The 23,651-nt window shown below is 65.9% G+C and carries 23 protein-coding genes; 19 read left to right on the top strand and 4 right to left on the bottom strand.

Annotation, left to right across the window (positions count from 1 at the left end; translation table 11 throughout):
- Positions 1-225 precede the first annotated feature (225 nt).
- From msuE to ACSBOB_RS30685, 14 genes are all read left to right on the top strand, one after another.
- Positions 226-786 (top strand): FMN reductase, encoded by a 561-nt coding sequence (gene msuE / locus ACSBOB_RS30750; RefSeq protein WP_442583883.1) that lies wholly within the window; start codon positions 226-228, stop codon positions 784-786.
- On the top strand, positions 783-1,961 hold the full coding sequence (locus ACSBOB_RS30745; RefSeq protein WP_442579810.1) for an acyl-CoA dehydrogenase family protein: 1,179 nt from the start codon (positions 783-785) through the stop codon (positions 1,959-1,961). The genes msuE and ACSBOB_RS30745 overlap by 4 nt, the downstream gene beginning before the upstream one ends.
- Positions 1,962-1,984: 23 nt before the next feature.
- The gene (locus tag ACSBOB_RS30740; protein ID WP_442579809.1) at positions 1,985-3,109 is read left to right on the top strand and encodes an LLM class flavin-dependent oxidoreductase; all 1,125 of its coding nucleotides are present in this window, start codon (positions 1,985-1,987) and stop codon (positions 3,107-3,109) included.
- A gap of 44 nt (positions 3,110-3,153) precedes the next feature.
- Entirely contained in the window at positions 3,154-4,215 is a 1,062-nt protein-coding gene (locus ACSBOB_RS30735) for an ABC transporter substrate-binding protein (RefSeq protein ID WP_442579808.1), read from the top strand.
- An 11-nt stretch (positions 4,216-4,226) separates the two neighbouring features.
- Complete coding sequence (locus ACSBOB_RS30730) at positions 4,227-5,246, top strand: ABC transporter permease (protein WP_442579807.1); 1,020 nt, start codon at positions 4,227-4,229, stop codon at positions 5,244-5,246.
- The gene (locus ACSBOB_RS30725) at positions 5,240-6,043 is read left to right on the top strand and encodes an ABC transporter ATP-binding protein (RefSeq protein WP_442579806.1); all 804 of its coding nucleotides are present in this window, start codon (positions 5,240-5,242) and stop codon (positions 6,041-6,043) included. Before ACSBOB_RS30730 ends, ACSBOB_RS30725 begins: the two co-directional genes overlap by 7 nt.
- 26 nt (positions 6,044-6,069) lie before the next feature.
- Positions 6,070-6,588: a YcnI family copper-binding membrane protein gene (locus ACSBOB_RS30720; RefSeq protein ID WP_442579805.1), complete on the top strand. Its 519-nt coding sequence runs from the start codon at positions 6,070-6,072 to the stop codon at positions 6,586-6,588.
- Complete coding sequence (locus ACSBOB_RS30715; protein ID WP_442579804.1) at positions 6,585-8,216, top strand: copper resistance CopC/CopD family protein; 1,632 nt, start codon at positions 6,585-6,587, stop codon at positions 8,214-8,216. Before ACSBOB_RS30720 ends, ACSBOB_RS30715 begins: the two co-directional genes overlap by 4 nt.
- Before the next feature lie 231 nt (positions 8,217-8,447).
- Positions 8,448-9,785 (top strand): LLM class flavin-dependent oxidoreductase, encoded by a 1,338-nt coding sequence (locus ACSBOB_RS30710; protein ID WP_442579803.1) that lies wholly within the window; start codon positions 8,448-8,450, stop codon positions 9,783-9,785.
- 44 nt (positions 9,786-9,829) lie between these two features.
- A complete protein-coding gene (locus tag ACSBOB_RS30705; protein WP_442579802.1) occupies positions 9,830-10,807 on the top strand; it encodes an ABC transporter substrate-binding protein in 978 nt (325 codons plus the stop codon).
- A gap of 23 nt (positions 10,808-10,830) precedes the next feature.
- On the top strand, positions 10,831-11,718 hold the full coding sequence (locus ACSBOB_RS30700) for an ABC transporter permease subunit (protein WP_442579801.1): 888 nt from the start codon (positions 10,831-10,833) through the stop codon (positions 11,716-11,718).
- Positions 11,719-11,720: 2 nt separating this feature from the next.
- Positions 11,721-12,482, top strand: a complete 762-nt coding sequence (locus tag ACSBOB_RS30695; RefSeq protein ID WP_442579800.1) for an ABC transporter ATP-binding protein — start codon at positions 11,721-11,723, stop codon at positions 12,480-12,482.
- A gap of 45 nt (positions 12,483-12,527) precedes the next feature.
- Positions 12,528-14,120, top strand: coding sequence for an FAD-dependent oxidoreductase (locus ACSBOB_RS30690; protein WP_442579799.1), 1,593 nt, complete (start codon positions 12,528-12,530; stop codon positions 14,118-14,120).
- On the top strand, positions 14,117-14,494 hold the full coding sequence (locus ACSBOB_RS30685; RefSeq protein ID WP_442579798.1) for a 4Fe-4S dicluster domain-containing protein: 378 nt from the start codon (positions 14,117-14,119) through the stop codon (positions 14,492-14,494). Before ACSBOB_RS30690 ends, ACSBOB_RS30685 begins: the two co-directional genes overlap by 4 nt.
- Positions 14,495-14,698: 204 nt before the next feature.
- On the opposite strand, the gene ACSBOB_RS30680 is transcribed toward ACSBOB_RS30685, so the two are convergent.
- Positions 14,699-15,559, bottom strand: coding sequence for a hypothetical protein (locus ACSBOB_RS30680; RefSeq protein ID WP_442579797.1), 861 nt, complete (start codon positions 15,557-15,559; stop codon positions 14,699-14,701).
- 100 nt (positions 15,560-15,659) lie between these two features.
- Here ACSBOB_RS30680 and ACSBOB_RS30675 point away from each other — a divergent pair, with 100 nt between their 5' ends.
- Together ACSBOB_RS30675 and ACSBOB_RS30670 are read left to right on the top strand one after the other, a co-directional pair.
- On the top strand, positions 15,660-16,235 hold the full coding sequence (locus ACSBOB_RS30675) for a hypothetical protein (RefSeq protein ID WP_442579796.1): 576 nt from the start codon (positions 15,660-15,662) through the stop codon (positions 16,233-16,235).
- Positions 16,236-16,313: 78 nt separating this feature from the next.
- On the top strand, positions 16,314-17,636 hold the full coding sequence (locus ACSBOB_RS30670) for an LLM class flavin-dependent oxidoreductase (protein WP_442579795.1): 1,323 nt from the start codon (positions 16,314-16,316) through the stop codon (positions 17,634-17,636).
- A 51-nt stretch (positions 17,637-17,687) separates the two neighbouring features.
- On the opposite strand, the gene ACSBOB_RS30665 is transcribed toward ACSBOB_RS30670, so the two are convergent.
- The 3 genes from ACSBOB_RS30665 to ACSBOB_RS30655 all read right to left on the bottom strand — a co-directional run bounded on the left by ACSBOB_RS30665 (position 17,688) and on the right by ACSBOB_RS30655 (position 20,016).
- Positions 17,688-18,377, bottom strand: a complete 690-nt coding sequence (locus ACSBOB_RS30665; protein WP_442579794.1) for an amino acid ABC transporter permease — start codon at positions 18,375-18,377, stop codon at positions 17,688-17,690.
- Complete coding sequence (locus tag ACSBOB_RS30660; RefSeq protein ID WP_442579793.1) at positions 18,374-19,081, bottom strand: amino acid ABC transporter permease; 708 nt, start codon at positions 19,079-19,081, stop codon at positions 18,374-18,376. Before ACSBOB_RS30660 ends, ACSBOB_RS30665 begins: the two co-directional genes overlap by 4 nt.
- Positions 19,082-19,188: 107 nt before the next feature.
- Positions 19,189-20,016, bottom strand: a complete 828-nt coding sequence (locus ACSBOB_RS30655) for a transporter substrate-binding domain-containing protein (protein WP_442579792.1) — start codon at positions 20,014-20,016, stop codon at positions 19,189-19,191.
- 517 nt (positions 20,017-20,533) lie between these two features.
- Here ACSBOB_RS30655 and ACSBOB_RS30650 point away from each other — a divergent pair.
- From ACSBOB_RS30650 to ACSBOB_RS30640, 3 genes are all read left to right on the top strand, one after another.
- Positions 20,534-21,508, top strand: a complete 975-nt coding sequence (locus ACSBOB_RS30650) for a Bug family tripartite tricarboxylate transporter substrate binding protein (protein WP_442579791.1) — start codon at positions 20,534-20,536, stop codon at positions 21,506-21,508.
- A gap of 107 nt (positions 21,509-21,615) precedes the next feature.
- Positions 21,616-22,083, top strand: a complete 468-nt coding sequence (locus tag ACSBOB_RS30645) for a tripartite tricarboxylate transporter TctB family protein (RefSeq protein WP_442579790.1) — start codon at positions 21,616-21,618, stop codon at positions 22,081-22,083.
- Positions 22,084-22,092: 9 nt separating this feature from the next.
- Positions 22,093-23,604 carry a tripartite tricarboxylate transporter permease gene (locus tag ACSBOB_RS30640; protein WP_442579789.1) on the top strand — a complete coding sequence of 504 codons (1,512 nt, stop codon included), beginning with the start codon at positions 22,093-22,095 and terminating at the stop codon, positions 23,602-23,604.
- Positions 23,605-23,651: the final 47 nt, after the last annotated feature.

The raw sequence follows: 23,651 nt of genomic DNA, 5'->3' as shown, positions 1-23,651 counted from the left end.
CGGATACATGAAGAGCGAGCCGGAGGGCGGCCGCGCCGCAGTTCCGTCAGCGGCCCCACCCCGGGCATGATTTTCTAACCCGACGCGCACATTCGAAACGTGTGCGACTCCAATCCATAAAATCTATAATTATTATAGACATTGAAAGCCGAGATGCCGATGCAATCCGCCGCGACATGCAGGGTGCTCGAAAAAGCTTTGAAATTCAAAGGGGAAGATGCACGGATGTCCTTTGGAAAGCTGGTAGGCCTGGCCGGCAATCTCAGCCGCCCCTCGAAGTCGTATGCTCTTGTCGAAACCGTCGCCGGACTTGCCAGCGACCGCTACGGCCTTCATTCTAGGGTGTACGACCTGACCGATTTCGGGCCGTCGCTGGGCAATGCGCGCCGCCACGGCGATCTCGACCCGACGGCGCAAAAAATCATCCGCGACATCGTTTCGGCCGACGCATTGGTCATCGGCACTCCGACCTACAAGGGCAGCTATACCGGTCTGTTCAAGCATGTGATCGACCTGATCGATCCGCTCGCCTTACAGGGCAAGCCCGTGATCCTCACCGCGACAGGGGGTGGTGAAAGGCACGCATTGATCGTCGAGCACCAGCTTCGGCCGCTGTTCGGTTTCTTCATGGCGCACACATTGCCGAGCGCGATCTATGCGGCCGACCGGGATTTTCTCGACTATCGCCTTGTTTCCGAACCCGTTCGCGGTCGGGTGGGGCAGGCCGTTGCCGAACTGGGGGCCTTCTTCCCGCAACCGCTGCGCCACGTCGAAGCGGCGGAATGACGGCGATGTCGTTGGCCGCGCTTCGCTCGAAATCCGAAACGATCATCCGGACACCGGCGGAAATCGCCGCCGACCTGGCGCGCAGCTTCGCGCTGACGGCCGCCGGCTACGATGCGGACGCGGCGTTCCCGCATGACAACATCCGCCTGCTGCACGAAGCGGGCCTTGCGGCGCTGACGGCTCCCGCCGAACTCGGCGGCGGTGGCGCCGGTCTTGCCGAAGCCTCTGAAGTCATTCGCGAAATCGCCCGCGGCGAGCCGTCGACGGCGCTCATCCTGATCATGCAGTACATCAATCTCGCCACGCTGCCCAAGAGCCGCTGGCCGGAGCATCTCGTTCGGAAAGTCATCGGCGACGCGGTCAGGAACGGCGCCCTGGTCAACGCCTTTCGTGTCGAGCCGGAACTGGGAACGCCGATCCGCGGCGGCCTGCCGGCGACGACGGCGAGGCGTACCGCCGACGGCTGGTCGATCAGCGGCCGGAAGATCTACTCGACCGGCGCCGAGGGGCTTACGTGGGCGATCGTCTGGGCGCGCACCGACGAAGCCGAGCCGCGCGTCGGCGGTTTCCTGGTGCCGATGGATGCGCCGGGGCTGCGGATCGAGAAGACCTGGAACCCGCTCGGCATGCGCGCCACCGGCAGCCATGACGTCGCTCTGGACGACGTGCATGTGCCTTTGGACCATGCGGCCGACATCCGCCTTCCCTCGGAATGGGACACGCGCGGCGAAGGCCAGGCGGCATGGTTCGGCACGCTGCCCGGCGCCCTCTACACCGGTGTCGCGGAAGCGGCGCGCGACTGGCTGGTGCGTTTCCTGAAGGAGCGCGTGCCGACCAATCTCGGCGCATCGCTGGCCACGGTGCCGCGCATCCAGCAGGCGGTGGGCGAGATCGAGGAACTGATCGCCGTCAATCGCCGGCTGATCGCGTCGGCGGCGCGCGACGTGGACGAGGGCCGTCCCTTCAGCCTCACCGAAGGCGGACTGATCAAGGTGGTCACCACCGAGAATGCGATCGCCGCGGTCGAGAAGGCGCTGAAGCTCACCGGCAATCACGGCATCTCGCGCAACAACCCGCTGGAGCGCCATCACCGAGACGTGTTGTGCGGCCGCATCCACAGCCCGCAGGAAGACACGGTGCGCCTCGGCGCCGGCAAGCTTGCCCTCGGCATCTGATCAGCAAACGCACGGAGTGTCCCATGCCAGTCGAGTTCATCGGTTACATCGGCAATTTCAACGCTTCGGAGACGATTGCGCGGTCCGGCCCGGTCATCGACCGCAACCATATCGCGGCGGCCGCCGCCATTCATGAGAATGGCGGGTTCGACCGGGTGCTGCTCGCCTTCCATTCCACCTCGCCCGAGAGCATCCTGGTCGGCCAGTACGTGGCTGGCATCACGCGAAATCTGAAACTGATGCTCGCGCACCGGCCGGGCTTCACCGCGCCGACTCTCGCCGCGCGGCAACTGGCGACACTCGACCATCTCTCCGACGGTCGCGTCTCGGTGCATATCATCACCGGCGGCAACGACCAGGAACTGGCGCAGGATGGCGACCATCTGACCAAGGATGAGCGCTACGCCCGCACCAGCGAATATCTCGACATCGTGCGCAGGGAGTGGACGAGCGAAAAGCCGTTCGACTATGCCGGCAAATATTATCGTGTCGCCGGCGGGTTCTCGGAAGTCAGGCCGCAGGGGCCTGACAAGATCCCGGTCTATTTCGGCGGCTCGTCCGAGGCGGCGATCGCGGTCGCCGGCAAGCATGCCGACATCTACGCGCTGTGGGGCGAGACCTACGCCCAGGTCGGCGAGACGATCCGGCGCATCCGCGCCGCAGCCGCGCCGCATGGCCGCTCGCCGCGCTTCAGCCTGTCGCTGCGGCCGATCCTCGCGGACACCGAAGACGAGGCGTGGGCCAAGGCAGACCGCATCCTGCAGCGCGCCAGGGCCTTGCGGGCCAGCGCGTCGGGCGAACGCCTGATCAACGTCAATGCGAAGGGCGGTTCCGACCAGCCTCCGAACGAAGGCTCCCGCCGCCTGCTCGCCGCCGCCGCGCAAGGGGCGCGTCTCGACAAGCGGCTGTGGACCGAGATCGCCGCGCTGACCGGCGCTTCCGGCAATTCGACCTCGCTGGTCGGTACGCCGGACCAGGTCGCCGAGGCGATGCTCGACTATTACGATCTCGGCGTTTCCACCTTCCTGATCCGCGGCTTCGATCCGCTGGAGGACGCCTTCCACTACGGCCGCGATCTTCTGCCCCGCGTCCGCGCGCTCGTGGCGGCGAGGGAAGAGGTCGCGCTCCACCCGCAGGCGGCCGAATAGCGAATTCCCATCAATCCAACATGGCAAGCTCAGGAGAGACGACAATGACCTGGAAGACTTTTGCATCGGTACGCAGCGGCTCCCTTATCGGCGGCCTCGACCGCCGCTCGATCCTCAAGACGGCAGGCGCGCTCGGGCTTGCTGCGCCGCTCGGCGCACTGTCGATCGGCAGCCTCGCGGCCCAGACGGCCGCGCCGGCCGCCGAGTTGCGGAAGATCAAGTTCGCCACCAACGCATCGGCAATCTGCCTCGCCCCGGTTTTCGTGGCGCTCGACAATGGCATCTTCACGAAATACGGCCTTGACGTCGAGCTGGTGAATTTCGGCGCCTCGACCGAAGCGCTGCTCGAAGCCATTGCCACCGGCAAGGCGGATGGCGGCGTCGGCATGGCGCTGCGCTGGCTGAAGGCGCTGGAACAGGGTTTTGACGTCAAGATCACGGCCGGCACCCATGGCGGCTGCTCGCGCCTCGTCGCCCTGAAGGAAAAGGGCATCACCGATCTCAAGCAGCTCAAGGGCAAGTCGATCGGCATCAGCGATCTCGCCAGCCCGGGCAAGAATTTCTTCTCGATCCTGCTGCACAAGGAAGGCCTCGATCCGGTCGCCGACGTGGAATGGCGCCAGTATCCGGGCGAGCTGCTGGAGCTTGCCGCCCAGAAGGGCGAGATCGACGCCATCGCCGACGGTGACCCCAAGGCCTATTTCTGGCTCCAGGATCCGAAATACATCCAGATCGCCTCCAATCTCGACCATGGCTTCGAGAACCGTGTCTGCTGCATCGTCGGCCTGACCGGCAGCCTGGTGCGGGACGACAAGCCGACCGCCACCGCGCTCACCCGCGCTCTGCTCGAGGCGCAGGACCTGACGGTGGCGAAGCCGGAAATCGCCGCCAAGGCGTTCCTGCCCAACGCGCCGAAGGACAAGACGATCGAGCAACTGGTCGGCGTGCTGAAGGACCAGACGCACGATCACAATCCGACCGGCGCCGACCTTCGCCAGGAGATCGCACTCTACGCCCAGGAACTGCGCGACGTGCAGGTGTTCAAGAACTCGACCGATCCGAACGAGTTCGCGGACCGCGTCTACGCCGACGTGCTGACGGCATAAGGAGGACGGCGATGACTTCGATCGATCCGGCGTTTTCCGAGCGCGCCGAAACGCCCGCTGTGGAAAATGCCCCCGCGCGGGCCGGGGCGGGCATCTGGGTGGTCGGGCTGGTGGCGGCGGCAGGCTGGATCGGCGTCGCGGCGCTGATCGAACTGTGGCCGGAAATCATTCCGCAGCCCTACGGCTGGGAACTGGCGATCATCTCGCTGGTGATCGCGCTCGGATTGATCGTCGTCGCCGCGACGGGAAAGCTCCTCGGAACCGTCGCCTCAACCGTCCGCTATTACGGGCCCTGGGCGATCGCCGCGGCGGTCGGTTTGGGGGCCTGGGAGATCGTGACGGCCAAGACCGGGTTGCTGCCGGTGCCGTTCTTCTCCTCGCCGCAAAGCATCCTGGAAGTGTTCTTCGACGATTGGAGCAGACTCGGCGTCAGCGTCTATTATTCGGTGGCGCTGCTCGCCAAGGGCTATTTCTTCGGCGCGCTCGCCGGCTTCCTGACCGGCGTGACGATCGGCTGGTCGCGTGTCGCGAGCTACTGGGTGCATCCTGTGCTGCGCCTCATCGGCCCGCTGCCGGCCACGGCCTGGTTGCCGCTCGCCTTCTTCCTGTTTCCGACCAGCGGCTCGGCCAGCGTGTTCCTGATCGCGCTGGCGACGGCCTTCCCGGTGACCATCCTCACCTGGTCGGGCATCGCCAGTGTCAACCGCGACTATTACGACATCGCTCGCACGCTAGGCGCGAAGCCATCCTTCCTGATCCTCAAGGTGGCGATACCGGCCGCGCTTCCGCATGTGTTCGTCGGGCTGTTCATGGGCCTCGGCACCTCGTTCGCGGTGCTGGTGATCGCCGAGATGCTCGGCGTCAAGGCCGGTCTCGGCTGGTACCTCCAATGGGCCCAGGGCTGGGCGGCCTACGCCAACATGTATGCGGCACTCCTCGTCATGGCGCTGATGTGCTCGGCGCTGATCACCATCCTGTTCCGGGTGCGCGACTGGTCGCTGTCTTGGCAGAAAGGCCTCGTCAGATGGTAGCGCTCGCAACGAATATCGCAGCCGCGTCGCCGCCGATCGCCGCCGGCCAGAGGATAGACATCGACGGCGTGTCGCATCAGTTCGAGCTGGAGGGCGAGCCCCTCCCGGTCCTCGACAATGTCGACTTCTCCGTCGAGCCGGGGTCTTTCGTGGCGCTGCTCGGACCGTCCGGCTGCGGGAAGTCGACGCTGCTGCGCCTGCTTGCCGGCCTCGACCATCCGACCAAGGGCGATTTGAAAGTCGACGGTGAGACGGTCGGCGATCCGGACCCGTCACGCATCCTGGTCTTCCAGGATCCGACGTTGTTTCCCTGGCGCACGGTGTGGGACAACGTCGCGCTCGGCCTCGAAGCCCAGGGCATCCTCAAGTCGTCGCGCCATCGTGTCGACGACGCGATCCAGCTGGTTGGCCTGAACGGCTTCGACAAGGCCTATCCGCATCAGCTCTCGGGCGGCATGGCGCAGCGCGTCGCGCTTGCCCGCGCGCTGGTGAACCAGCCGCGCCTGCTGCTGCTCGACGAACCGCTCGGCAAGCTCGACTCGCTGACGAGGCTGACCATGCAGACCGAGCTCGTCGGTCTGTGGCAGCGGGCGGGGCTGACGGCCGTTCTCGTCACCCACGATGTCGAGGAGGCGCTGTTCCTGACGCAGCGCGTGCTGATCTTCGGTCCGAGGCCGGCGCGGATCGTCGCCGATATCGAGGTCGATCTTCCCTATCCGCGCCACCGCGGCGATCCGCGGCTTGCCGAACTGCGGCGCGAAGCGCTCGGCCATCTCGGGCTTGCCGCCACCTGGTGATCCTCAAACCCTGGAAACACATGACCATGCTGAATCTCCGCGCCCGCGCCCTTCTAGGCGCAGCCGTCCTGGCGGTTTCCTTCCCTGCCGCCGCCCACATCACGCTTGAGAACAAGGAGGCCAAGGCCGGCACGACGGTGAAATTCGTGCTGCGTGTCGGACACGGCTGCGCGGGCTCGCCGACGACCGCCGTCCGCATTGCCATTCCCGAAGGGATCGCCAACGCCAAGCCGCAACCGAAGCCCGGCTGGGACCTCGCCGTGGTGACCGACGAAGAGCACACGGGTTCGGTGGAGTCGCACGGCAACCACGGCGCGGCGGTGAAGGAAATCGCCTGGTCCGGCGGCAAGCTGGAGGACGCCCACTACGACGAGTTCGTATTCCGCGCCTCGATCAGCAAGGAAGCCGTGGCCGACATCTATTTCCCGATCATCCAGGAATGCGAGGTCGGCATCGATCGCTGGATCGAGATCCCGTCGAATGGCGGCTCGTCGGACGACCTCAAATTCCCGGCACCGTCGGTCAAGATCCTGCCCGGCTCGTGAACGGCCTTCAACGCAGGCTGTTGCGGTTTTCGGCGGCGCTCTGCGCCGCCGTTTTCGCATTGGCGCTTTCCATCGCCCCCGCTGCGGCCCATGCCCAGCTGATCGGCGCCGATCCAGGCGACGGGACTGTGCTCGCGGCAGCGCCTGAAAAAGTCACGCTCACATTCTCCGAACCCGCCAGGCCGCTCGTCGCCCGCCTGATCCATCCGGACGGGCGCGCCGAAGTCCTCAGGGAGATCGGCGAGAAGGGTTCGGTCATCGTGCTGACCCTGCCGTCCGCGCTGGAGACCGGAACGCATGTCCTGTCGTGGCGCGTCGCTTCGTCCGACGGCCATCCGATCGGCGGCGGCCTGGTGTTTTCGGTCGGCGCGCCCAGCGCGGGCGCACCGGTCGCCGTCGAGCAATCGGATCCCATCGTGCGCGTCGGCCTGTGGTCCGCGCGTTTCCTGCTGATGCTCGGCCTGGTCGTCGGCATCGGAAGCGTCGCCTTCAACGCGCTGATAGGACAGTCCGGCCCTGGCCGGGAAAGCCGGATCGTGACGGCGGCGTTGTTTCTCGGCCTTGCCGCGACGCCCGTGCTGATAGGCTTCCAGGGCCTCGACGCGCTTGGCGAGTCTCTTGGGGGGCTGGCAAGGCCCGATGTCTGGAGCGCCGGCCTGTGGGCCACCACCTATGGGCGTTCGGCCTTGCTGGCGGCGACGGCGCTGTTCCTGGCCTATGCCGGGGGCCTGGTCCGGTCGACCCGCTTCGGCCTGCCGCTCGCCGTTGCCGCCCTTTTTGTCGTCGGCATCGCGGTGGCGGGCGCCGGCCATGCGTCGACGGCGCCGCCGCGGCTCCTAACCGTTCCCGCGGTGTTTCTCCACGCGGTTTCCGTCGTGCTGTGGATCGGCGCGCTTTTGCCGCTCGCCGCGGCGCTGGCACGGGGCGGTCCCCCGGCCTCCGTTCTCATCAGGCGCTTCTCCTCCGTGATCCCGGCGATCGTCGGCGTGCTGGTGATGTCCGGCCTTCTGCTGGCCGCCGTGCAGGTGCAGACGATCCCGGCGCTGTGGTCGACCGGCTACGGCCGCGTGCTGCTGGCCAAGCTCGCGCTGGTCGCCGTCATGCTGGCGCTGGCCGTGCTCAACCGCTACCGCCTGACCCTGCCGGCAATCGCCGGCGATGCGCATGCCGCCCGTCGCCTCAAACGCAATATCGCCGCCGAAATCGTCCTCGCCACCGCCGTCATCGCCGTCCTCGGCCTGTGGCGCTTTACCCCGCCGCCTCGCGCCATGGCCGAAAATCCGGCGCTGTTCGAAGTGCAGGAAATCCGCGCCGCCAACGACGGCGTCGCGGCGACGCTGTCGATCCATCCGCCGATCGTCGGGCCGGTCAGGGTCGAGATTCGCGATCTGACGCTCGACGGCAAACCGCTTTCCCCGGTCGGCGTCAGCGTCGATCTGGACAAGCCGTCCTACGGCATCGGCCCATTCTCTCGCGAGGCGCGGGGGACGGGCGAGGGCGCCTACGTCGCCGATGGTTTCGTGCTGCCGCTGGACGGTTTCTGGATCGTGCGCGTCACGGTCCTCGTCTCCGAGTTTCGGTCCGTGCCGCTGGTGGAAGTCTTCGATGTCCGAAACGGAGCCCGATGAAACCGGCGCACCGACCTGGGCTCTCGCGCCTTGCCGGCTCTCCGGGGCGACGGCAGTGGCTCCAGTCCGCCACGCCGTCTTTCCGGAGCAATCCACTCCGCTGCGAGCGACGAAATCGCAAATATCGATCTAGTCTATAAAAAAGATAGACAATAGGCTTCCTGCACAGATCGGCCGCCGCCTCAGGGTTTCATTCATCGCCCGGCCGCGCCGACCCGCCAGGAGATTGGGATGTCAGGCAAGCGACAGTTGAAGCTCGGATTCATGCTCCACGGCGTGGGCATGGGATGGGGGGATTGGCGGCACAAGGATGCCGATCCGACCGCCAGCACGAATTTCGAATATTACAAGCGGCAGGCGCAGCTTGCCGAGGCGGCGAAATTCGATTTCCTGTTCGTTGCCGACAGCGTCTTCATCACGGAGAAGTCGAGCCCGCATTATCTCAACCGCTTCGAGCCGCTGACCATCCTGTCGGCGCTTGCGGGCGCCACCTCGCATATCGGGCTCGTCGCCACGCTGACCGCCAGCTACAGCGAGCCCTTCAACGTCGCCCGGCAGTTCGCCTCGCTCGACCATATCAGCGGCGGCCGCGCCGGCTGGAACGTGGTGACCTCCTGGCTGGAGGGAAGTGCCGCCAATTTCAGCAAGGACAAGCACCTGGCGCATGACACGCGCTACCGGCTGGCGGCCGAATATCTCGATGTGGTGCAGGGCCTGTGGGATTCCTGGGAGGACGACGCGCTGGTCCACGACAAGGCGAGCGGTGTTTTCTTCGATCCGGCAAAGCTCCATCCGCTCAACCACAAGGGCGAGTTCTTCCAGGTCAGGGGGCCGCTCAACATCGCGCGGTCACCGCAGGGCCAGCCCGTCATCTTCCAGGCGGGCGCCTCGGAGGACGGCAAGAATTTTGCGGCGAGCCGCGCCGATGCGATCTTCGTCCATCACGAGAATCTGGAAGAAGGCAAGGCCTACTACCGCGACACCAAGCAGCGTGTGGCCGGCTACGGCCGCGATCCGGACGAGCTGTTCATCCTGCCCGGAATCCGCCCGGTCATCGGTTCGACCGAGGAAGAGGCCGAGCGCAAATACCAGGACTTCGCCAATCTCACGTCGATCGAGAATGCGCTGTCGATGCTCGGCCGGCCGTTCAACGACTACGACTTCCTCCGGCACGATCTCGATGCGCCGTTCCCGGACGTCTCGGCGCATGGCGCAAACAGCAACCAGAGCACGTCCGGCAAGATCGTCGAAACGGCGCGCCGCGAGAATTTGACGCTTCGCCAGACGGCGCTTCGCTTCGCCACCCCGAAAACGGAATTCGTCGGCACGCCGGAACAGGTCGCCGACGCCTTCCAGCGCTGGCTCGAGGAGCGCGGCTCGGACGGTTTCGTCGTCAACGTGTCGCTGCCGCGCGAACTCGAGGTCTTCGTCGAGCATGTCGTGCCCATCCTGCAGGCGCGGGGCATCTACCGCACCGAGTACGAGGCGGAGACATTCCGCGGCAATCTCGGCATCCCGGTGCCGCCAAACCGCTACGCTCGGCGCGATCTGTCCGTCGCCGCCGAGTGATCGCCTTCCGACTTTTCGCCTCTCAAACAGAAGGTTCGAATTCCATGACAACGCTCTCGCGTCGCAGCTTCAATCTTATCCTGGGCGGGCTTGCCGCCATCGCATCCCTCGGCATGGCGCCGGCGGCCTTCGCGGCCGAAGATCTCAGCAAGGTGGTGCTGCGGGTCGGCGACCAGACCGGCGCGACACGCGCCAAGCTGGAAGCGGCAGGTCTGCTCAAGGACGTGCCCTACCAGATCGAGTGGTCGGTCTATGCTGCCGCCGTCAACCTGCACGAGGCGCTGAAGGCCGACGCGGTCGACCTCGGCCAGGCGGCGGATTCGCCGACCGTCAGCGCCATCGCCGGCGGCTCAAAAATCAAGGTCGTCGCCAACTTCTCGAATGGCGGCCTGGGCAGTTCGCTGATCATTCCGGAAGGCAGCCCGATCAAGACGATCGAGGATTTGAAGGGCAAGACGATCTCGCCGACGACCCGCGGCAGCGTCGCCCACTACCTGACGCTCGGAGTCCTGAAGAAGGCGGGCCTTACCCAGGACGACGTCAAGCTCGCCTTCCTGACGCCGGCCGACGCCAGCGCCGCCTTCCAGGCCGGCAGCATCGACGCCTGGGGGACGTGGGGCATCTATCTCGCGCGCTCGATCGGCACGCTCAAGGCGACAGTGCTGATCGAAGGGACCGGCATCAACACCGGCAACTTCGTCTTCAGCGCCACGGACAGCGCGCTCGCCGATCCCGGCAAGGTGGCGGCAATCGCCGATTTCACCGCGCGGGTCGAACGCGGATACGACTGGACGCGCACCAACAAGGACGCCTTCGTGGATTTCTACGCAGGCTTCGCCAAGCAGGACAAGGAAACGGTGGAGTACATCTACCCGATCGAGGCCGCCTATCAGCGCGAGCCGATCGACGATGATTTCGCGGCCTCGCTCCAGACCGTCTTCGACACGTGGAAGGAGGCCGGCGTGCTTACCGGCGACCTGAAGCTGGCCGACTACGTCTATCGCGACCTGCCGACCAACTGAGCGGGGTCGCGAGGAGTTTTCAGATGAGCGCGATCGCGACCGTCACCATCCGGCCCGGCGCTGCAAAAAGGCGCCCGGCCGATGAACCGGCAGGGCATCGCGGCCCGCTGGCGAGGCAGCGCATCGAGCCGGTTTCGGTGGCTGGACGGGGCGTGCCCCGCTGGCTGCGCCGAATGTCTGGCCCGGTCGTGCTGGTCCTTCTCTGGCAAGTGGCTTCGAAGACCGGCGTCCTGCCGAGCGAGGTGCTTGCCGGCCCGTCGACCGTGATCGGCAGCGCCGCCAAGCTGATCGAGACCGGCGAGTTGCAGGACGCGATGGTGATCTCGCTTGGCCGCGCCCTGGCGGGATTGGCGATCGGCGGCTCGATCGGGGTGGCGCTTGCCGTGGTTGCCGGGCTTTTCCGGCTCGGCGAGGACCTCGTCGACGCCACCATGCAGATGCTGCGCACCGTCCCCAATGTCGCGATGATCCCGCTGCTGATCATCTGGCTGGGCATCGGCGAGGCACCGAAAATAGCGCTGATCGCGCTCGGCACGGCCTTTCCGCTCTACCTCAACGTCTATGCGGGCATCCGCAACGTGGATTCGACGCTGATCGAGGCGGGGCGCACGCTTGGCCTGTCGCGCGCGGCGATGGTCCGGCATGTCGTCCTGCCAGGCGCCCTGCCGAATTCGCTGGTCGGCCTGCGCTATTCGCTCGGCATCGCCTGGCTGGCGCTGGTCTTCGGCGAGCAGATCAACGCCACCGCCGGCATCGGCTACCTGATGGCCAATGCGCGGGAGATGTTCCAGACCGACGTCATCGTGGTCTGTCTCGCCGTCTACGCCTTGCTCGGCCTCGGCGTCGATTTCACTGTCCGCACTCTCGAAAAGGTGTTTTTGGCATGGCGGCCGGCCTTCAGCGGAACTTGAACATGGTCGATCCGGTGGCGTTCCGCCGGGCGCCGGACCGGACCAGGGCGGTAGCGCCCGCGGTCAGGGTCCGTGGCCTGACGCGCCGCTTCGGCGAGCGCGAGGTTCTGAAAGATCTCGATGTCGACATCGCGCCGGGCGAATTCGTGGCGCTGCTGGGCGCCAGCGGATGCGGCAAGAGCACCCTGCTGCGCATCCTGGCCGATCTCGACCGTGAGATCGCCGGCGAGGTGGAAGTGCCAGTGCGCCGCGCCGTCGCCTTCCAGGCGCCGCGCCTGATGCCGTGGAAGAAGGTCTGGCGCAATGTGGTGCTCGGCCTGCCGGGCCGGCCCGACAAGGCGCGGGCGCTTGCCGCGCTCGACGAGGTCGGCATCGGCCACCGCGCCGATCAATGGCCAAAAGTTCTGTCCGGCGGCGAGGCGCAGCGCACCTCGCTGGCCCGCGCTCTGGTCCGGCAGCCCGACCTGCTGCTGCTCGACGAGCCCTTCGCCGCGCTCGACGCCCTGACCCGCATCAAGGCCCAGGATCTCGTCGGCGAACTCTGGCAGCGGCATGGCTGTGCCGTGCTGCTGGTCACCCATGACGTGGAGGAGGCGGTGCTTCTCGCCGACCGCGTGCTGGTGATGAAGGACGGGGTGATCGCCCACGAGGAGCGGATCGATCTGCGGCGCCCGCGCGACGTCGCCGATCCGTCCTTCGCCCGAATACGCGGCAGCCTTCTCGACTGGCTGGGCGTGCGCCATGGCAGCCATGGAAACGCCTGAGCCGCATCGCGCACCCGCGTGCCGCCAGCGAGGAGATTTTCGGCCATGAGCCAAGCGAAAGAAGAAACCCTCGACCTGACCGCCGACGTGCTGGTCATCGGCGGCGGGCTTGCCGGAACCTGGGCGGCGTCCGCCGCGCGGCGCGCCGGCGCCTCGGTGATCCTGGTAGACAAGGGGTATTGCGGCACCAGCGGGGTCACCGCGACGGCGGGCCCCGGCCACTGGTGGGTGCCGCCCGACCCGTCCGAATTGCGAGAGGCCACGATCCGCAACCGGTTCAAGACCGGCTTCGGCATCAACGACCCGGCGTGGATGGCGCGCACGCTGGCGCTGACCTGGGAAAGCCTGCCGACGCTTGAAGGTTTTTACGACTTTTCCCGCGATGAAAACGGCGAGACGCAGTATCGCGCGCTGCGCGGTCCCGAATACATGCGCGCGCTGCGAAAACTCGTCGACAGCCTCGGCGTCACCGTGCTCGACCATAGCCCGGCGCTGGAACTGCTGCAGCGCGGGGACGGATCCGTCGCCGGCGCGCGCGGCATCCGGCGCCAGAAGGGCGGCGACTGGCGGGTGAATGCCGGTGCGGTGGTGATCGCGACCGGCGGCACCTCGTTCCTGTCGCGGCTGCTGGGCTCGCACGCCAACACGGGAGACGGCTATCTGATGGCGGCCGAGGCGGGCGCCGAACTCTCCGGCATGGAGTTCACCACCTACTATACGGTCGCGCCCATCCGTTCGACGATGACGCGGTCGATGTCCTATGCTTTCGCCACCTATTACGACGAGGATGGCGCGGTGATCCCGATGCCGCCGGGGCCGGAAACGACGCGGCCGCTGGCACGGGCCATGTTGAAGGGGGGGGTGTTCTGCGATCTCTCCCGCACGCCGGAGGACATACGCGCCCGCGTGCCGACGATCTCGCCCAACTTCATGCTGCCGTTCCGGCGCTGGGGCATAGACCCCTATCGCGACCGCTTCGAGGTGACGCTGCACGGCGAAGGTACGATCCGGGGGATCGGCGGCCTGCGGATCGCCGGCGAGGACTGCCGGACGTCCGTTTCGGGGCTTTATGCGGCCGGGGACGCGGCGACGCGGGAACTTGTCGCCGGCGCCATCTCCGGCGGCGGCAACGTCAATTCGGCGTGGGCGGTCTCATCCGGCCAGTGGGCGGGTGCCGGGGCGGCCCGCCATGCCGTGGCCAACGGCGTAGCGCCGGGCGGCAGCCGCCCGATCGGGCAGGCGGGCCTGCGCCCGGCGGCGGCGGCGCGCGAGGTCGACCTCCGCTCCACGCTGACCACCATCCAGCGCGAGATGCTCGGGTATGACCGCAACATTTTTCGCAGCGGCGAGAAGCTCGGGAAATCGGTCGAACTGCTCGAGGATGCGTGGGCGGAGTTCGATGCGCGCGCTGAGGGCGTCGGCGACAGGCTCCTGAGGACGCGGGAAACCGCGGCGATGCTGGCGACGGCGCGCTGGTGCGCGGCCTCGGCGCTGGCGCGCGACGAAAGCCGCGGCATGCATCGGCGCGAGGACCGGCCCGAAACCGACCCGCGCTTCAACCATCGCATCCTCGTCGGTGGCCTGGACAAGGTCTGGACGGGCGTCGACCAGGACCGGATTCTGGAGCTTGCATCGTGATCGAACTGATCGTCGCCGAGCGTTGCGCGGGCTGCAACGCCTGCGTGGAGATATGCCCGACCAACGTGCTCGAGCCGTCGCTGGCCGGGCCGCCGGTCATCGCCAGGCAGGAGGACTGCCAGACCTGCTTCATGTGCGAACTCTATTGCCGCGGCGATGCGATCTATGTCGCGCCCGATTGCGAGAACCCGACGCCCGTCGACAAGGACGAGATCCTGGCGTCCGGCCTGCTCGGCGAATTCCGCCGCAACCACGGCTGGGACGAATGGGCCGGCCAATACCCCAACGAGCACTGGCGGATGGAGAGCGTGTTCCTCCGCGCCCGCGACATGGCGATCGCCGAGGCGGCGGCCAGGCGGGAGCAGCAGAAATGACATTTTGGGTGGGAATGACGATGCTGGAATGCCCGTTGGCTGATGTGCGGGCGTTGGGATGACGGGATGCACGCGGGAGCAGGTCTGACCGGATTCGCCAACAGGTGGGCAACGATATCTTTTGACAACGCGGATCGTCGCCAGGCCGCGAAAAAATCCGCGCTGGCCGTCGATGCTTCGATTGTGACATCCGTCGAGACGGCATCAGGACGTATCGGGTTTCTCCATCGCCCACTGCGCCAGCCCGTGGACGACTTCCAGAACGTCCTGCACCTCGTGGGTGGATTTTGGCCGCCAGCCGGGCGGGCGGCCGGGTTTCAGCGGCCAGACCCGCTGGAACCGCGCCGGCTGGCCGGTTCGCCTGAATGGCGCGATTCCCGCCTCCTGGCGCAGCTTTTCCTTCGCGGCCGCCGCCTCATTGCGCGCCCGCCAGCGGGCAAACCGTCTTGCCTGCCCCGGCAGGTCGTCGAGGGCGGCGGCCAGCGCTTGCAGGCGCAAGGCGATGCGCGTCGCGTCGACCGGATCGTCGGCGGGCAGGCGGCGGAACGGCATGCCGCCCGGCGCGCCATCGGCCGCCGCCGGCCACCGGCGGACGCTCCAGGGCCGCAGCGGATCGAACAGCGGCAGACTGCGTTTTTTCGGGCGGGCGGCGCGGATCTCGGCGGCCCGCCGGGCGGCAGCGATGCGCCTCAGTTCGTCCCGGGACACGGTGACGGCGATGCCGAAGCCGCGCAGCAGCGGTTCCATGGATTTGGGCTGCGGTTTTCGCGGACGCGCTGGCGGCAAGGTCACCACCAGGCCGCGCGCGGCCACGATGATCAGCCGCCGCACCGCCGCTTCGGCCGGTCGCAGCAGTTTTGCGATGGCGCGATGCAGGTTTCGGGGCAGGGTAAGTGCCGGGGACAGTTTACGTTTTTCGGCCCGCACGACTTCTGGACTGCTTCGGCCTTCCTGCCGAAAGAAAGTAAACTGTCCCCCAGCGCCTAGCCCGGCCATGGCGACGAGCATGGCGAGCACACGCTTCAGCGCTTCCCGGTTCTTGTCGATCGCCGCATTCCAGTCCATCGCTGCTTCCTTCCAGCACAGGCGATGGGGATTATCGCTGTGATCGGAGGGACGGGGAAATTGTTCGGGGAAATGATCCTGACGGATGCTGACAAGGACGGTGGCTGACTATCTGCTTAAAGAAAGCTTTCCCGTGCAATTCCAGCGTCTTGCCATGGGCGCTTTGCCTCGACCGTTGGCGCCGCCCCTCACTGTCCTTCCGGACATCTCTCCCCGTAAGAACGGGGCGAGAGGGCCAGGCTTCACCGCTTTCGCCAACCTTGACCGTTGGAGATTTGCTAAGAAGTTGCGGCAGGCCGTCCTCGCCCCGTCCTTCACGGGGAGAGATGTCCGGCAGGACAGTGAGGGGCGGCGCGAACGGTCGAAGCAAACAGCCGTCGGCACCACGCGGACATTCGTGTCCCGTCCAACGGGCAACATTGACCTGCATCGGCCGGGCCATTCCTCGGCGAAGCCGGGCCACCTGTTCACGCCTGCGGACGAAACGGATTTTCACGAAAGCCATATGAAATTGGCATGGGATTCGTATGAAGCGCCGAAAGGCCGTCGGATACTTGCAGCTTCGGCCGGTGTTGGATTTTCCGTCGTTTCGGCCGATGTTCCCTCCGGAGGTATTCGAACCTCATATGCCCAAGCCGCCTGGCTTGGTGGTTTCCGAGGTTTCGATGCGCAATGATGTCCCAGTTCGCTCCAGCCGAGGTCGATCTCATGAGCGCTCCTGCCGTGCCTCATTCATTCGGTGCGAGGTCATGCCATGACTGACCGCAAGCTCCGCCTCGGCGCGTTCATGCGGCCGGTCAGCCTGCACACCGGCGCCTGGCGTTATCCCGGCGCCTACCCTGATGCGAATTTCAATTTCGCCCATCTGAAGTATTTCGCGCAGGCGCTGGAGGCCGCGAAGTTCGACGCCTTCTTCATGGCCGATCATCTGGCCGTGCTGAACATGCCGGTCGAGGCGCTGCGGCGAAGCCACACCGTGACGTCGTTCGAGCCGTTCACGCTGCTCTCGGCGCTGGCGGCCGTCACCGACCGTATCGGGCTGGTCGCGACCGCCTCGACGACGTTCGACGCGCCCTATCACATCGCCCGCCGCTTCGCCTCGCTCGATCATCTGAGCGGCGGGCGTGCCGGCTGGAACATCGTGACGACGTCCAATCCGGATGCGGCGCTCAATTTCGGCCTCGACGACCATGTCGAACATGACGAGCGCTATCGTCGCGCCCGCGAGTTCTACGATGTTGTGACGGGGCTGTGGGACAGTTTTGCAGACGACGCCTTCATCCGCGACAGCGAAAGCGGGCTATACTTCGACCCCGCCCGGCTGCACGTCCTCGACCACAAGGGCGAGCATCTCTCCGTGCGCGGGCCGCTCAACATCGCGCGGCCGGTGCAGGGCTGGCCTGTGATCGTGCAGGCCGGCGCTTCCGAAGCCGGACGCCAGCTTGCCGCCGAGACGGCCGAGGTGATCTTCGCCGCCCATGCCGACCTTGCCGCGGGGCAGCGCTTCTTCGCCGATGTGAAGGCGCGCGCCGAAAAGCTCGGGCGCTCGCGCGACGCGATCAAGATCCTGCCCGGCGCCTTCGTCATCGTCGGGGATACGGTCGAGCAAGCGCGCGCCAAGCGGGCGAAACTCGACAGTCTCGTCTATTATGAAAGCGCCATCGCCTCGCTGTCGATCGCGCTCGGGCACGACGCCTCGTCCTTCGATCCGGACGGGCCGTTGCCTGACATCCCGGAAACCAACGCCAGCAAGAGCAGCCGCGAGCGCGTCATCGAACTGGCGCGCGCGGAAAACCTGACCGTTAGGCAGCTCGCGCAGCGGCTCGGCGGCTATTCCGGCCTGGCTTTCGTCGGCACGCCGCGCACCATCGCCGACGAGATGGCGCAATGGCTGCACACGGAAGGATCGGACGGCTTCAACGTGATGTTCCCTTATCTGCCTGACGGCCTGGACGATTTCGTGACCCTGGTCGTGCCGGAGCTTCAGCGCCGGGGGCTGTTCCGCACGGAATACGAAGGCGCGACCTTGCGCGAGAACCTGGGCCTCTCGAGGCCGCGGAACCGGTTCTTTCCGTAACCGATCCGATGCACCAGGCCCGGCCGACCCTGTTTGCAGGGCCGCGACAGCCTACCCGACCTGCACGGGGTGTTTGACGCGCCGTTCCAGATAGCGGACCAACTGACTGAGGCCATAGCAGATCACGAAATAGGTCAGGGCCAGGATCGCGAAGACCTGGAACGGCTTCGTCAAGGTCAGGCTGTTGATGTGCCCGGCGGTCAGGGTGAGTTCCGTGAGGCCGACCATGTAGCCCAGCGACGTTTCCTTAACGATGATGATGAGCACGTTGAGGATGCCGGGGCTGACATTGTAGAGCACCTGCGGCAGGACGATGCGGAAGGTTATGATCGCCCAGGGCAGCCCCAGCGACCGTGCGGCTTCGGTCTGGCCCACGGGAATGGTCAGGATGCCGGCGCGCAGCACTTCCGACAGGAAGGCGGTCTGGTAGAGCGTGATCGCGACCACCACGGTGACGAAGCCGCTGAGCGGGAAACCCAGAACGACCGGGGCGAACAGGTAGACCCAGAAGATGATGAGCAGCACCGGTATGCAGCGTACGAAATTGACGTAGGCCGTGGCCGGCAGGCTGAGCCAGCGCTTGCCGCTGGTGCGCGCCAGCGCGACGAGGATGGCGCAGGGGAACACCAGCGCCATGCACAGCAGCGACAACAGCAGCGTGAGGGCCAGGCCGCCGAGCGGGCCGTCCGGATACTGGCCGATCAGCAGGTAGAGACCGTTTTCCCGGATGATCTGGATCATTGGCGTTCGCGGCCCGGAATATGCATCTGGCGGGCGAGCAGCGAGCCGGCGGCGAGCACCACCATCGAGCCGGTGAAATAGACGAGCGTGGCAATCGAGAACGCCTCGAAGACGCGGAACGTCTCGGTCGAGATTTCGCGGGCGCGGTACATGATCTCGGCCACGCCGATCGCCGCGGTGACGCTGGTGTTCTTGTAGAGCGACAGGGCCTGGCTGACGACCGGCGGCAGTGCGTTGCGGACGGCCTGCGGAACGATCACCAGGCGCAGCGCCTGCAGGCCGGACAGGCCTAGCGAGCGCGCGGTCTCGTACTGGGCGCGCGGGATGGCGCGCAGGCCGCCACGCAGTTCCTCGGAGATGAAAGCACCGCCGTAAAGCGTGAGCGTGACCGCGCCGTAGAAGAATTCGCCGCCATGCTGATTGGCGAAGTCGCTGACCGGCTTGGGCAGCACGGCGGCAATTCCGAAATACCACACCAGCAGATGCACCAGCAGCGGGACGTTGCGCTGGTATTCGATGAACGCCGCGACGAGCCAGCGCAGCGGCTTGAACGGCGAGGAGCGGAGCGCCACCAGGATGATCGCCAGCACCAGGCCCAGCGACAGGACCAGGACGAACAGGACAATGGTCGTCTGGATGCCGCCGACGAGGCGCCCGAAATAGTATTCGGAAAAGATCAGGTCGTAATTGAGCTGGTAGTTCATCCGAAGCTCGTCGCGTCAATGGCCAGGCGAGGCAAAGCGGCTCCGCATATCGAGGGACGGAGAGAGCCGTCGGGAAAAGGGCAGGCCCGAAAGCCTGCCCGCAAGCGCTAGCCGCCGAGCGGCGTGCCGACCACGAACTTCCGTTCCAGCTTGTATTCGGAATCCTTGCCCAGCCACTTGTCCCAGAGCTTCTGGGCCTCGCCCGAGCTTTCCAGGCGGCCGAGGAAGTCGTTCAGGTAGGCGAGGAATTCCGGCTCGCCCTTGCGCACGCCGAAGCCGGAACCCTGGCGCACCAGCGGCGGCTCCAGCAGGCGTATCTCCGGGCTGCCCGCCGGCGAGCGCAACTGCAGGCCCACGGCGGCGGCGCCACGCTGCACGGTGGCGTCGCTCTTGCCCTGTTGCATGGCGAGGAAGGCCAGCGGGCCGTCGTCGAACGAGATCACGTTGGCGTTCGGGAAACGGCGCGACGCGGCGGTCTGGTAGAGCGATCCCTTGGCGACGGAAATCCGCTTGTCGGCCAGTTGCTCGACATCGGTGATCGGCGAGTCCTTCTGGACGATGAAATAGAAGCCGTCGGAAACATACTGATTGCTGAAGTCGATGACCTGGGCGCGCTCGGCGGTGTAGCTCATGAGCGCGTCGAGGACGTCAATGCGGCCCTGCAGCAATTCCGGGACGCGCACGTCGGCGGCGACGACGCTGGATTCCATCGTCACGCCGAGGTCGGCGGCTAGCATCTGGCACAGATCCACCTCGTAGCCGACAACCTTGCGCGTCGCCTGGTCGTTGAAGGCGAACGGCTGCACGATGGTCAGGCCGCAGACGATCTTGCCCGCCGCCTTGATGTCGGCGAGCTGGTCGGCGCTCGCGGCGGACGCGCCGAGGAACAGCGCAGCCATCATCGCGCCGGTTGCGGCGATAGTCGAAAATTTCATTCCTGCCTCCCATTTAGCCTCGCAAGGCTGGCATCTTGTCGACTCTTTGTCAACGAATGCCTATAATTTCGCGAATAATCCGGGAAATTCGCAAATTATGTCGACACAAGCAGGATTTTTAGCGAGCGCTAACATGCGCTTGCGTCGCGCTATCTCGGGAGGGGGGAAGTGAATTGGGTATAGCGGAACAAGTCTTTTGACGGGTTCAGGCGTCGATAGAGCCTTGGAGGGGTGCTTAAATCCTGATCCCATCCCGCCTTGGCCGAGGTCGAGCGGGTTGGGGATCTGCGTTCCCCGAACGCATCGCCCGCTATCGAAGGCCTGCCTCACCGGCTGGCGACATTCACGTTGGCGTAATGGCGACAGTGTAGCGCGATAAAGCCGATTCCATCGCTATAAATTGAAAAATGAGCTTATAGTGTCGACAATAGAGGAGGGTTGGACTATGGGTTTCGGTGGAGATGCGCGCCGACGAGAGGTCCGGTGCGCAGGGTAACCGTTTTTCAGGGAGGAAAATATGATCAGACGCCGTGGTTTCGTTTGGCTGCTGCTGGCGGCGGCCGCAGGCTTGTGCGCATCGCCGGCACTGGCGCAGGACTATCCATCCAAGCCCATCACCCTGGTTGTGCCGTTCGCGCCCGGCGGCGCGACCGACGTCGCCGCGCGCATCGTCGCGGAAGGATTGAGCAAGGAGGTCGGGCAGTCCGTAGTCGTCGAGAACCGCACCGGCGCGGCCGGCGACATCGGCATCGCCTATGTCGTGGACGCTCCCCCGGACGGCTACACGCTGGTGTTCGCCACCATGGGCACGCTGACGACGAACCCGCACATCTACCAGCAGGAGTTCAAGATCGCGACCGACCTCATGCCGATCTCCAAGACCTTCGAGGTCGACCATGTTCTCGTCGTGCGCCCGTCGCTGGGCATCAAGAATCTCAAGGACCTGATCGCCTATGCCAAGCAGCATCCGGGGGAAATGACCTATGGTTCGGCCGGCATCGGTTCCTCGGTCCAGATGTTCAGCGTGATGCTGGACATGATGGCCGGCACGCAGATGCGCCAGGTTCCCTACAAGGGATCGGCGGAAGCCCGCGTCGACGTGGTCGCCGGCAATATCGACATGGTGATGGATTCGGTGCCGTCGGCGATCGCCCAGATCCAGTCGGGGGACCTCGTGCCCATCGCGGTCACCAACGCCAAACGCAATGCCAGCCTGCCGGACGTCCCGACCATGATCGAGGCCGGCCTGCCCGGTTATTCGACTGCTGCCTGGGGCGCACTGCTGGCTCCCGCCGGCACCCCGCAGCCGGTCATCGACAGACTGAGCGCGGCTGTGCAGGCGACGATGGCCAGCGAAGCGGTGGTCAAGGCCTATGCCGACAACGGCATGCAGCCCGTCTCCTCCACGCCGGAAGGGTTGCGCGACCTGATTGCCTCGGACACCATCCTGTGGGGCGACCTAGTCAAGAAGGCCGGCATCAAGCTCGAGTAGCCGGAAACAGGGAATGGATTTGAGGAGCGGGGCAGGCCAGACTGACCTTTCCCCTCCGATCCCGAAGATCGTTTTCGGAAGTGCAAGCCTATGAAGAATTTGGGTGCATGAACAATAAAGAGCTTATCGGCGGGCTTGTGATCGTGGCATTCGCCGGGGCGTATGCGCTTTCGGCCAGCAATCTCAGCCTGACGAGTTCCCTGGGTATCGGGGCGGGGCTGTTTCCGATGATCCTCGCCGGCGTGCTCGCCTTGCTCGGCGCCGTCGTGGCAGTGCAGGCGCTCGGGGGCAAACGGGTTACCGTCCCGCAGGACGATCAGGGGCCGATCCCCTATCGCGGCATCATCCTCGTCACGTTGTCGCCAGTCACATTCGCACTGCTGATTGCGCCGCTGGGCGTCGTGCCGGCGTTGTGGGTGGCGGTCTTTCTGAGCGCCCTGGCAAGCCGCGACACCACGCTGCCGGGGGCTGCCGCGGTCTCAACGGTGATGACGGTTTTCTGCGTCGGGCTGTTCGGTTGGGGTCTGGGATTGCCGCTCGTCCTGTTCGGCCCCTTTTTCCCCTTTGCCTCCTAGGATGGTCCGATGGATCTGATCGCCAATCTCGGCCTCGGCTTTGCCGCGGCCCTGTCGCTGCAGAACCTGCTCTATTGCCTGATCGGCGCTGTGCTGGGGACGGCGATCGGCGTGCTGCCCGGCATCGGTGCGACGGCGACCATTGCGCTGCTGCTGCCCATCACCTTCACGCTCGAGCCGCTGCCGGCGCTGATCATGCTGGCCGGCATCTACTATGGCTCGCAATATGGCGGCTCGACCACCGCCATTCTCGTCAAGATCCCCGGCGAGGGCTCCTCCGTCGTCACCGCGATCGACGGCTACAAGATGGCCCAGCAGGGCCGCGCCGGCGTCGCGCTGGCCACCGCCGCCCTGGGCTCTCTGTTCGCAGGCACGGTCGCGACCTTCCTGATCGCGCTGTTTGCCGTGCCGCTGTCCTATCTGGCGCTGAAATTCGGCGCGCCGGAGTATTTTTCGCTGATCGTGCTGGGACTGGTGGCGTCGACCATGCTCGGCAGCGGCTCCGTCACCAAGGCGCTGTGCATGATCGTCATCGGCATCATGCTGAGCGTCGTCGGCACGGACATCTATACCGGCGCCCGCCGCCTGACGTTCGGTTTCAGGGAATTGGCCGAAGGCATCAGCTTCGTGGCGATTTCCGTCGGCATCTTCGGTTTGGGTGAGATCATCCGCAACCTCGATGCTCCGCAGGGCCGCGAACTGCACATGTCCAGGATCGAGGGCCTGTTTCCCAGCAAGGCGGACCTGAAGCTGATGGTTGCGCCGGTGCTGCGCGGATCGGCGATCGGTTCGTTCCTGGGCATCCTGCCGGGCGCCGGCGCGACGCTGTCGTCCTTCGCTTCCTATGCGATGGAAAAACGGCTCGCGCGTGGCCCGGTCAAGGTGGGAGACGGCGCCATCGAGGGCGTCGCCGGCCCCGAATCGGCCAACAACGCCGCGGCGCAGACGTCCTTCATCCCCATGCTGACGCTCGGCCTGCCGGGCAACCCGGTCATGGCCCTGATGATCGGCGCGCTGATCCTGCAGGGCATTCGCCCCGGTCCCGATGTGATCACCAGCAACCCCGAACTGTTCTGGGGGCTGATCGCCTCGATGTGGATAGGCAACATCATGCTGGTCATCCTCAACCTGCCGATGATCGGCATCTGGGTGCGGTTGCTGCTCATCCCCTACAAATATCTGTTCCCGGCCATCGTCGCCTTCTGCATCACCGGCGTTTACGCGGTCTCGCTCAGCACGGTGGAGGTCTGGCTGGTGGCCGGGTTCGGCCTGCTCGGCTATTTTCTGGTTCGCTTCGCCTTCGAGCCGGCGCCGCTGCTGATGGGGTTCGTGCTCGGTCCGCTGCTGGAAGAGCAGTTCCGCCGGGCGCTGGTCATCTCGCGCGGCGACGCCACCGTCTTCCTGTCCCGCCCGATCAGCGCCATGCTGCTGGCGGTGTCCGCGCTCGCGTTGGTGCTGATGGTGCTGCCGATGCTGCGCAGGAAGCGCGAGGACGTGTTCCAAGAGCCCGACAGTATCTGAAGTGTGTCGCACCAAATCATTCTGCCGGGCCGGTCTGGACCAAATCC

The organism is Mesorhizobium sp. KACC 23794, from assembly GCF_052180275.1.
GTDB lineage: Bacteria > Pseudomonadota > Alphaproteobacteria > Rhizobiales > Rhizobiaceae > Kumtagia.
Note: the sequence above shows the minus strand (reverse complement) of the source record. Positions and strands in the feature narration are given on the sequence as shown.

Coding starts and splice junctions, on each gene's coding strand:
- ACSBOB_RS30710 (WP_442579803.1), top strand. CDS start 8,448: ATGTCAGGCAAGCGACAGTTGAAGCTCGGATTCATGCTCCACGGCGTG.
- ACSBOB_RS30650 (WP_442579791.1), top strand. CDS start 20,534: ATGATCAGACGCCGTGGTTTCGTTTGGCTGCTGCTGGCGGCGGCCGCA.
- ACSBOB_RS30670 (WP_442579795.1), top strand. CDS start 16,314: ATGACTGACCGCAAGCTCCGCCTCGGCGCGTTCATGCGGCCGGTCAGC.
- ACSBOB_RS30735 (WP_442579808.1), top strand. CDS start 3,154: ATGACCTGGAAGACTTTTGCATCGGTACGCAGCGGCTCCCTTATCGGC.
- ACSBOB_RS30665 (WP_442579794.1), bottom strand. CDS start 18,377: ATGATCCAGATCATCCGGGAAAACGGTCTCTACCTGCTGATCGGCCAG.
- ACSBOB_RS30690 (WP_442579799.1), top strand. CDS start 12,528: ATGAGCCAAGCGAAAGAAGAAACCCTCGACCTGACCGCCGACGTGCTG.
- ACSBOB_RS30660 (WP_442579793.1), bottom strand. CDS start 19,081: ATGAACTACCAGCTCAATTACGACCTGATCTTTTCCGAATACTATTTC.
- ACSBOB_RS30640 (WP_442579789.1), top strand. CDS start 22,093: ATGGATCTGATCGCCAATCTCGGCCTCGGCTTTGCCGCGGCCCTGTCG.
- ACSBOB_RS30705 (WP_442579802.1), top strand. CDS start 9,830: ATGACAACGCTCTCGCGTCGCAGCTTCAATCTTATCCTGGGCGGGCTT.
- ACSBOB_RS30645 (WP_442579790.1), top strand. CDS start 21,616: ATGAACAATAAAGAGCTTATCGGCGGGCTTGTGATCGTGGCATTCGCC.
- msuE (WP_442583883.1), top strand. CDS start 226: ATGTCCTTTGGAAAGCTGGTAGGCCTGGCCGGCAATCTCAGCCGCCCC.
- ACSBOB_RS30745 (WP_442579810.1), top strand. CDS start 783: ATGACGGCGATGTCGTTGGCCGCGCTTCGCTCGAAATCCGAAACGATC.
- ACSBOB_RS30700 (WP_442579801.1), top strand. CDS start 10,831: ATGAGCGCGATCGCGACCGTCACCATCCGGCCCGGCGCTGCAAAAAGG.
- ACSBOB_RS30695 (WP_442579800.1), top strand. CDS start 11,721: ATGGTCGATCCGGTGGCGTTCCGCCGGGCGCCGGACCGGACCAGGGCG.
- ACSBOB_RS30720 (WP_442579805.1), top strand. CDS start 6,070: ATGCTGAATCTCCGCGCCCGCGCCCTTCTAGGCGCAGCCGTCCTGGCG.
- ACSBOB_RS30740 (WP_442579809.1), top strand. CDS start 1,985: ATGCCAGTCGAGTTCATCGGTTACATCGGCAATTTCAACGCTTCGGAG.
- ACSBOB_RS30725 (WP_442579806.1), top strand. CDS start 5,240: ATGGTAGCGCTCGCAACGAATATCGCAGCCGCGTCGCCGCCGATCGCC.
- ACSBOB_RS30655 (WP_442579792.1), bottom strand. CDS start 20,016: ATGAAATTTTCGACTATCGCCGCAACCGGCGCGATGATGGCTGCGCTG.
- ACSBOB_RS30730 (WP_442579807.1), top strand. CDS start 4,227: ATGACTTCGATCGATCCGGCGTTTTCCGAGCGCGCCGAAACGCCCGCT.
- ACSBOB_RS30680 (WP_442579797.1), bottom strand. CDS start 15,559: ATGGACTGGAATGCGGCGATCGACAAGAACCGGGAAGCGCTGAAGCGT.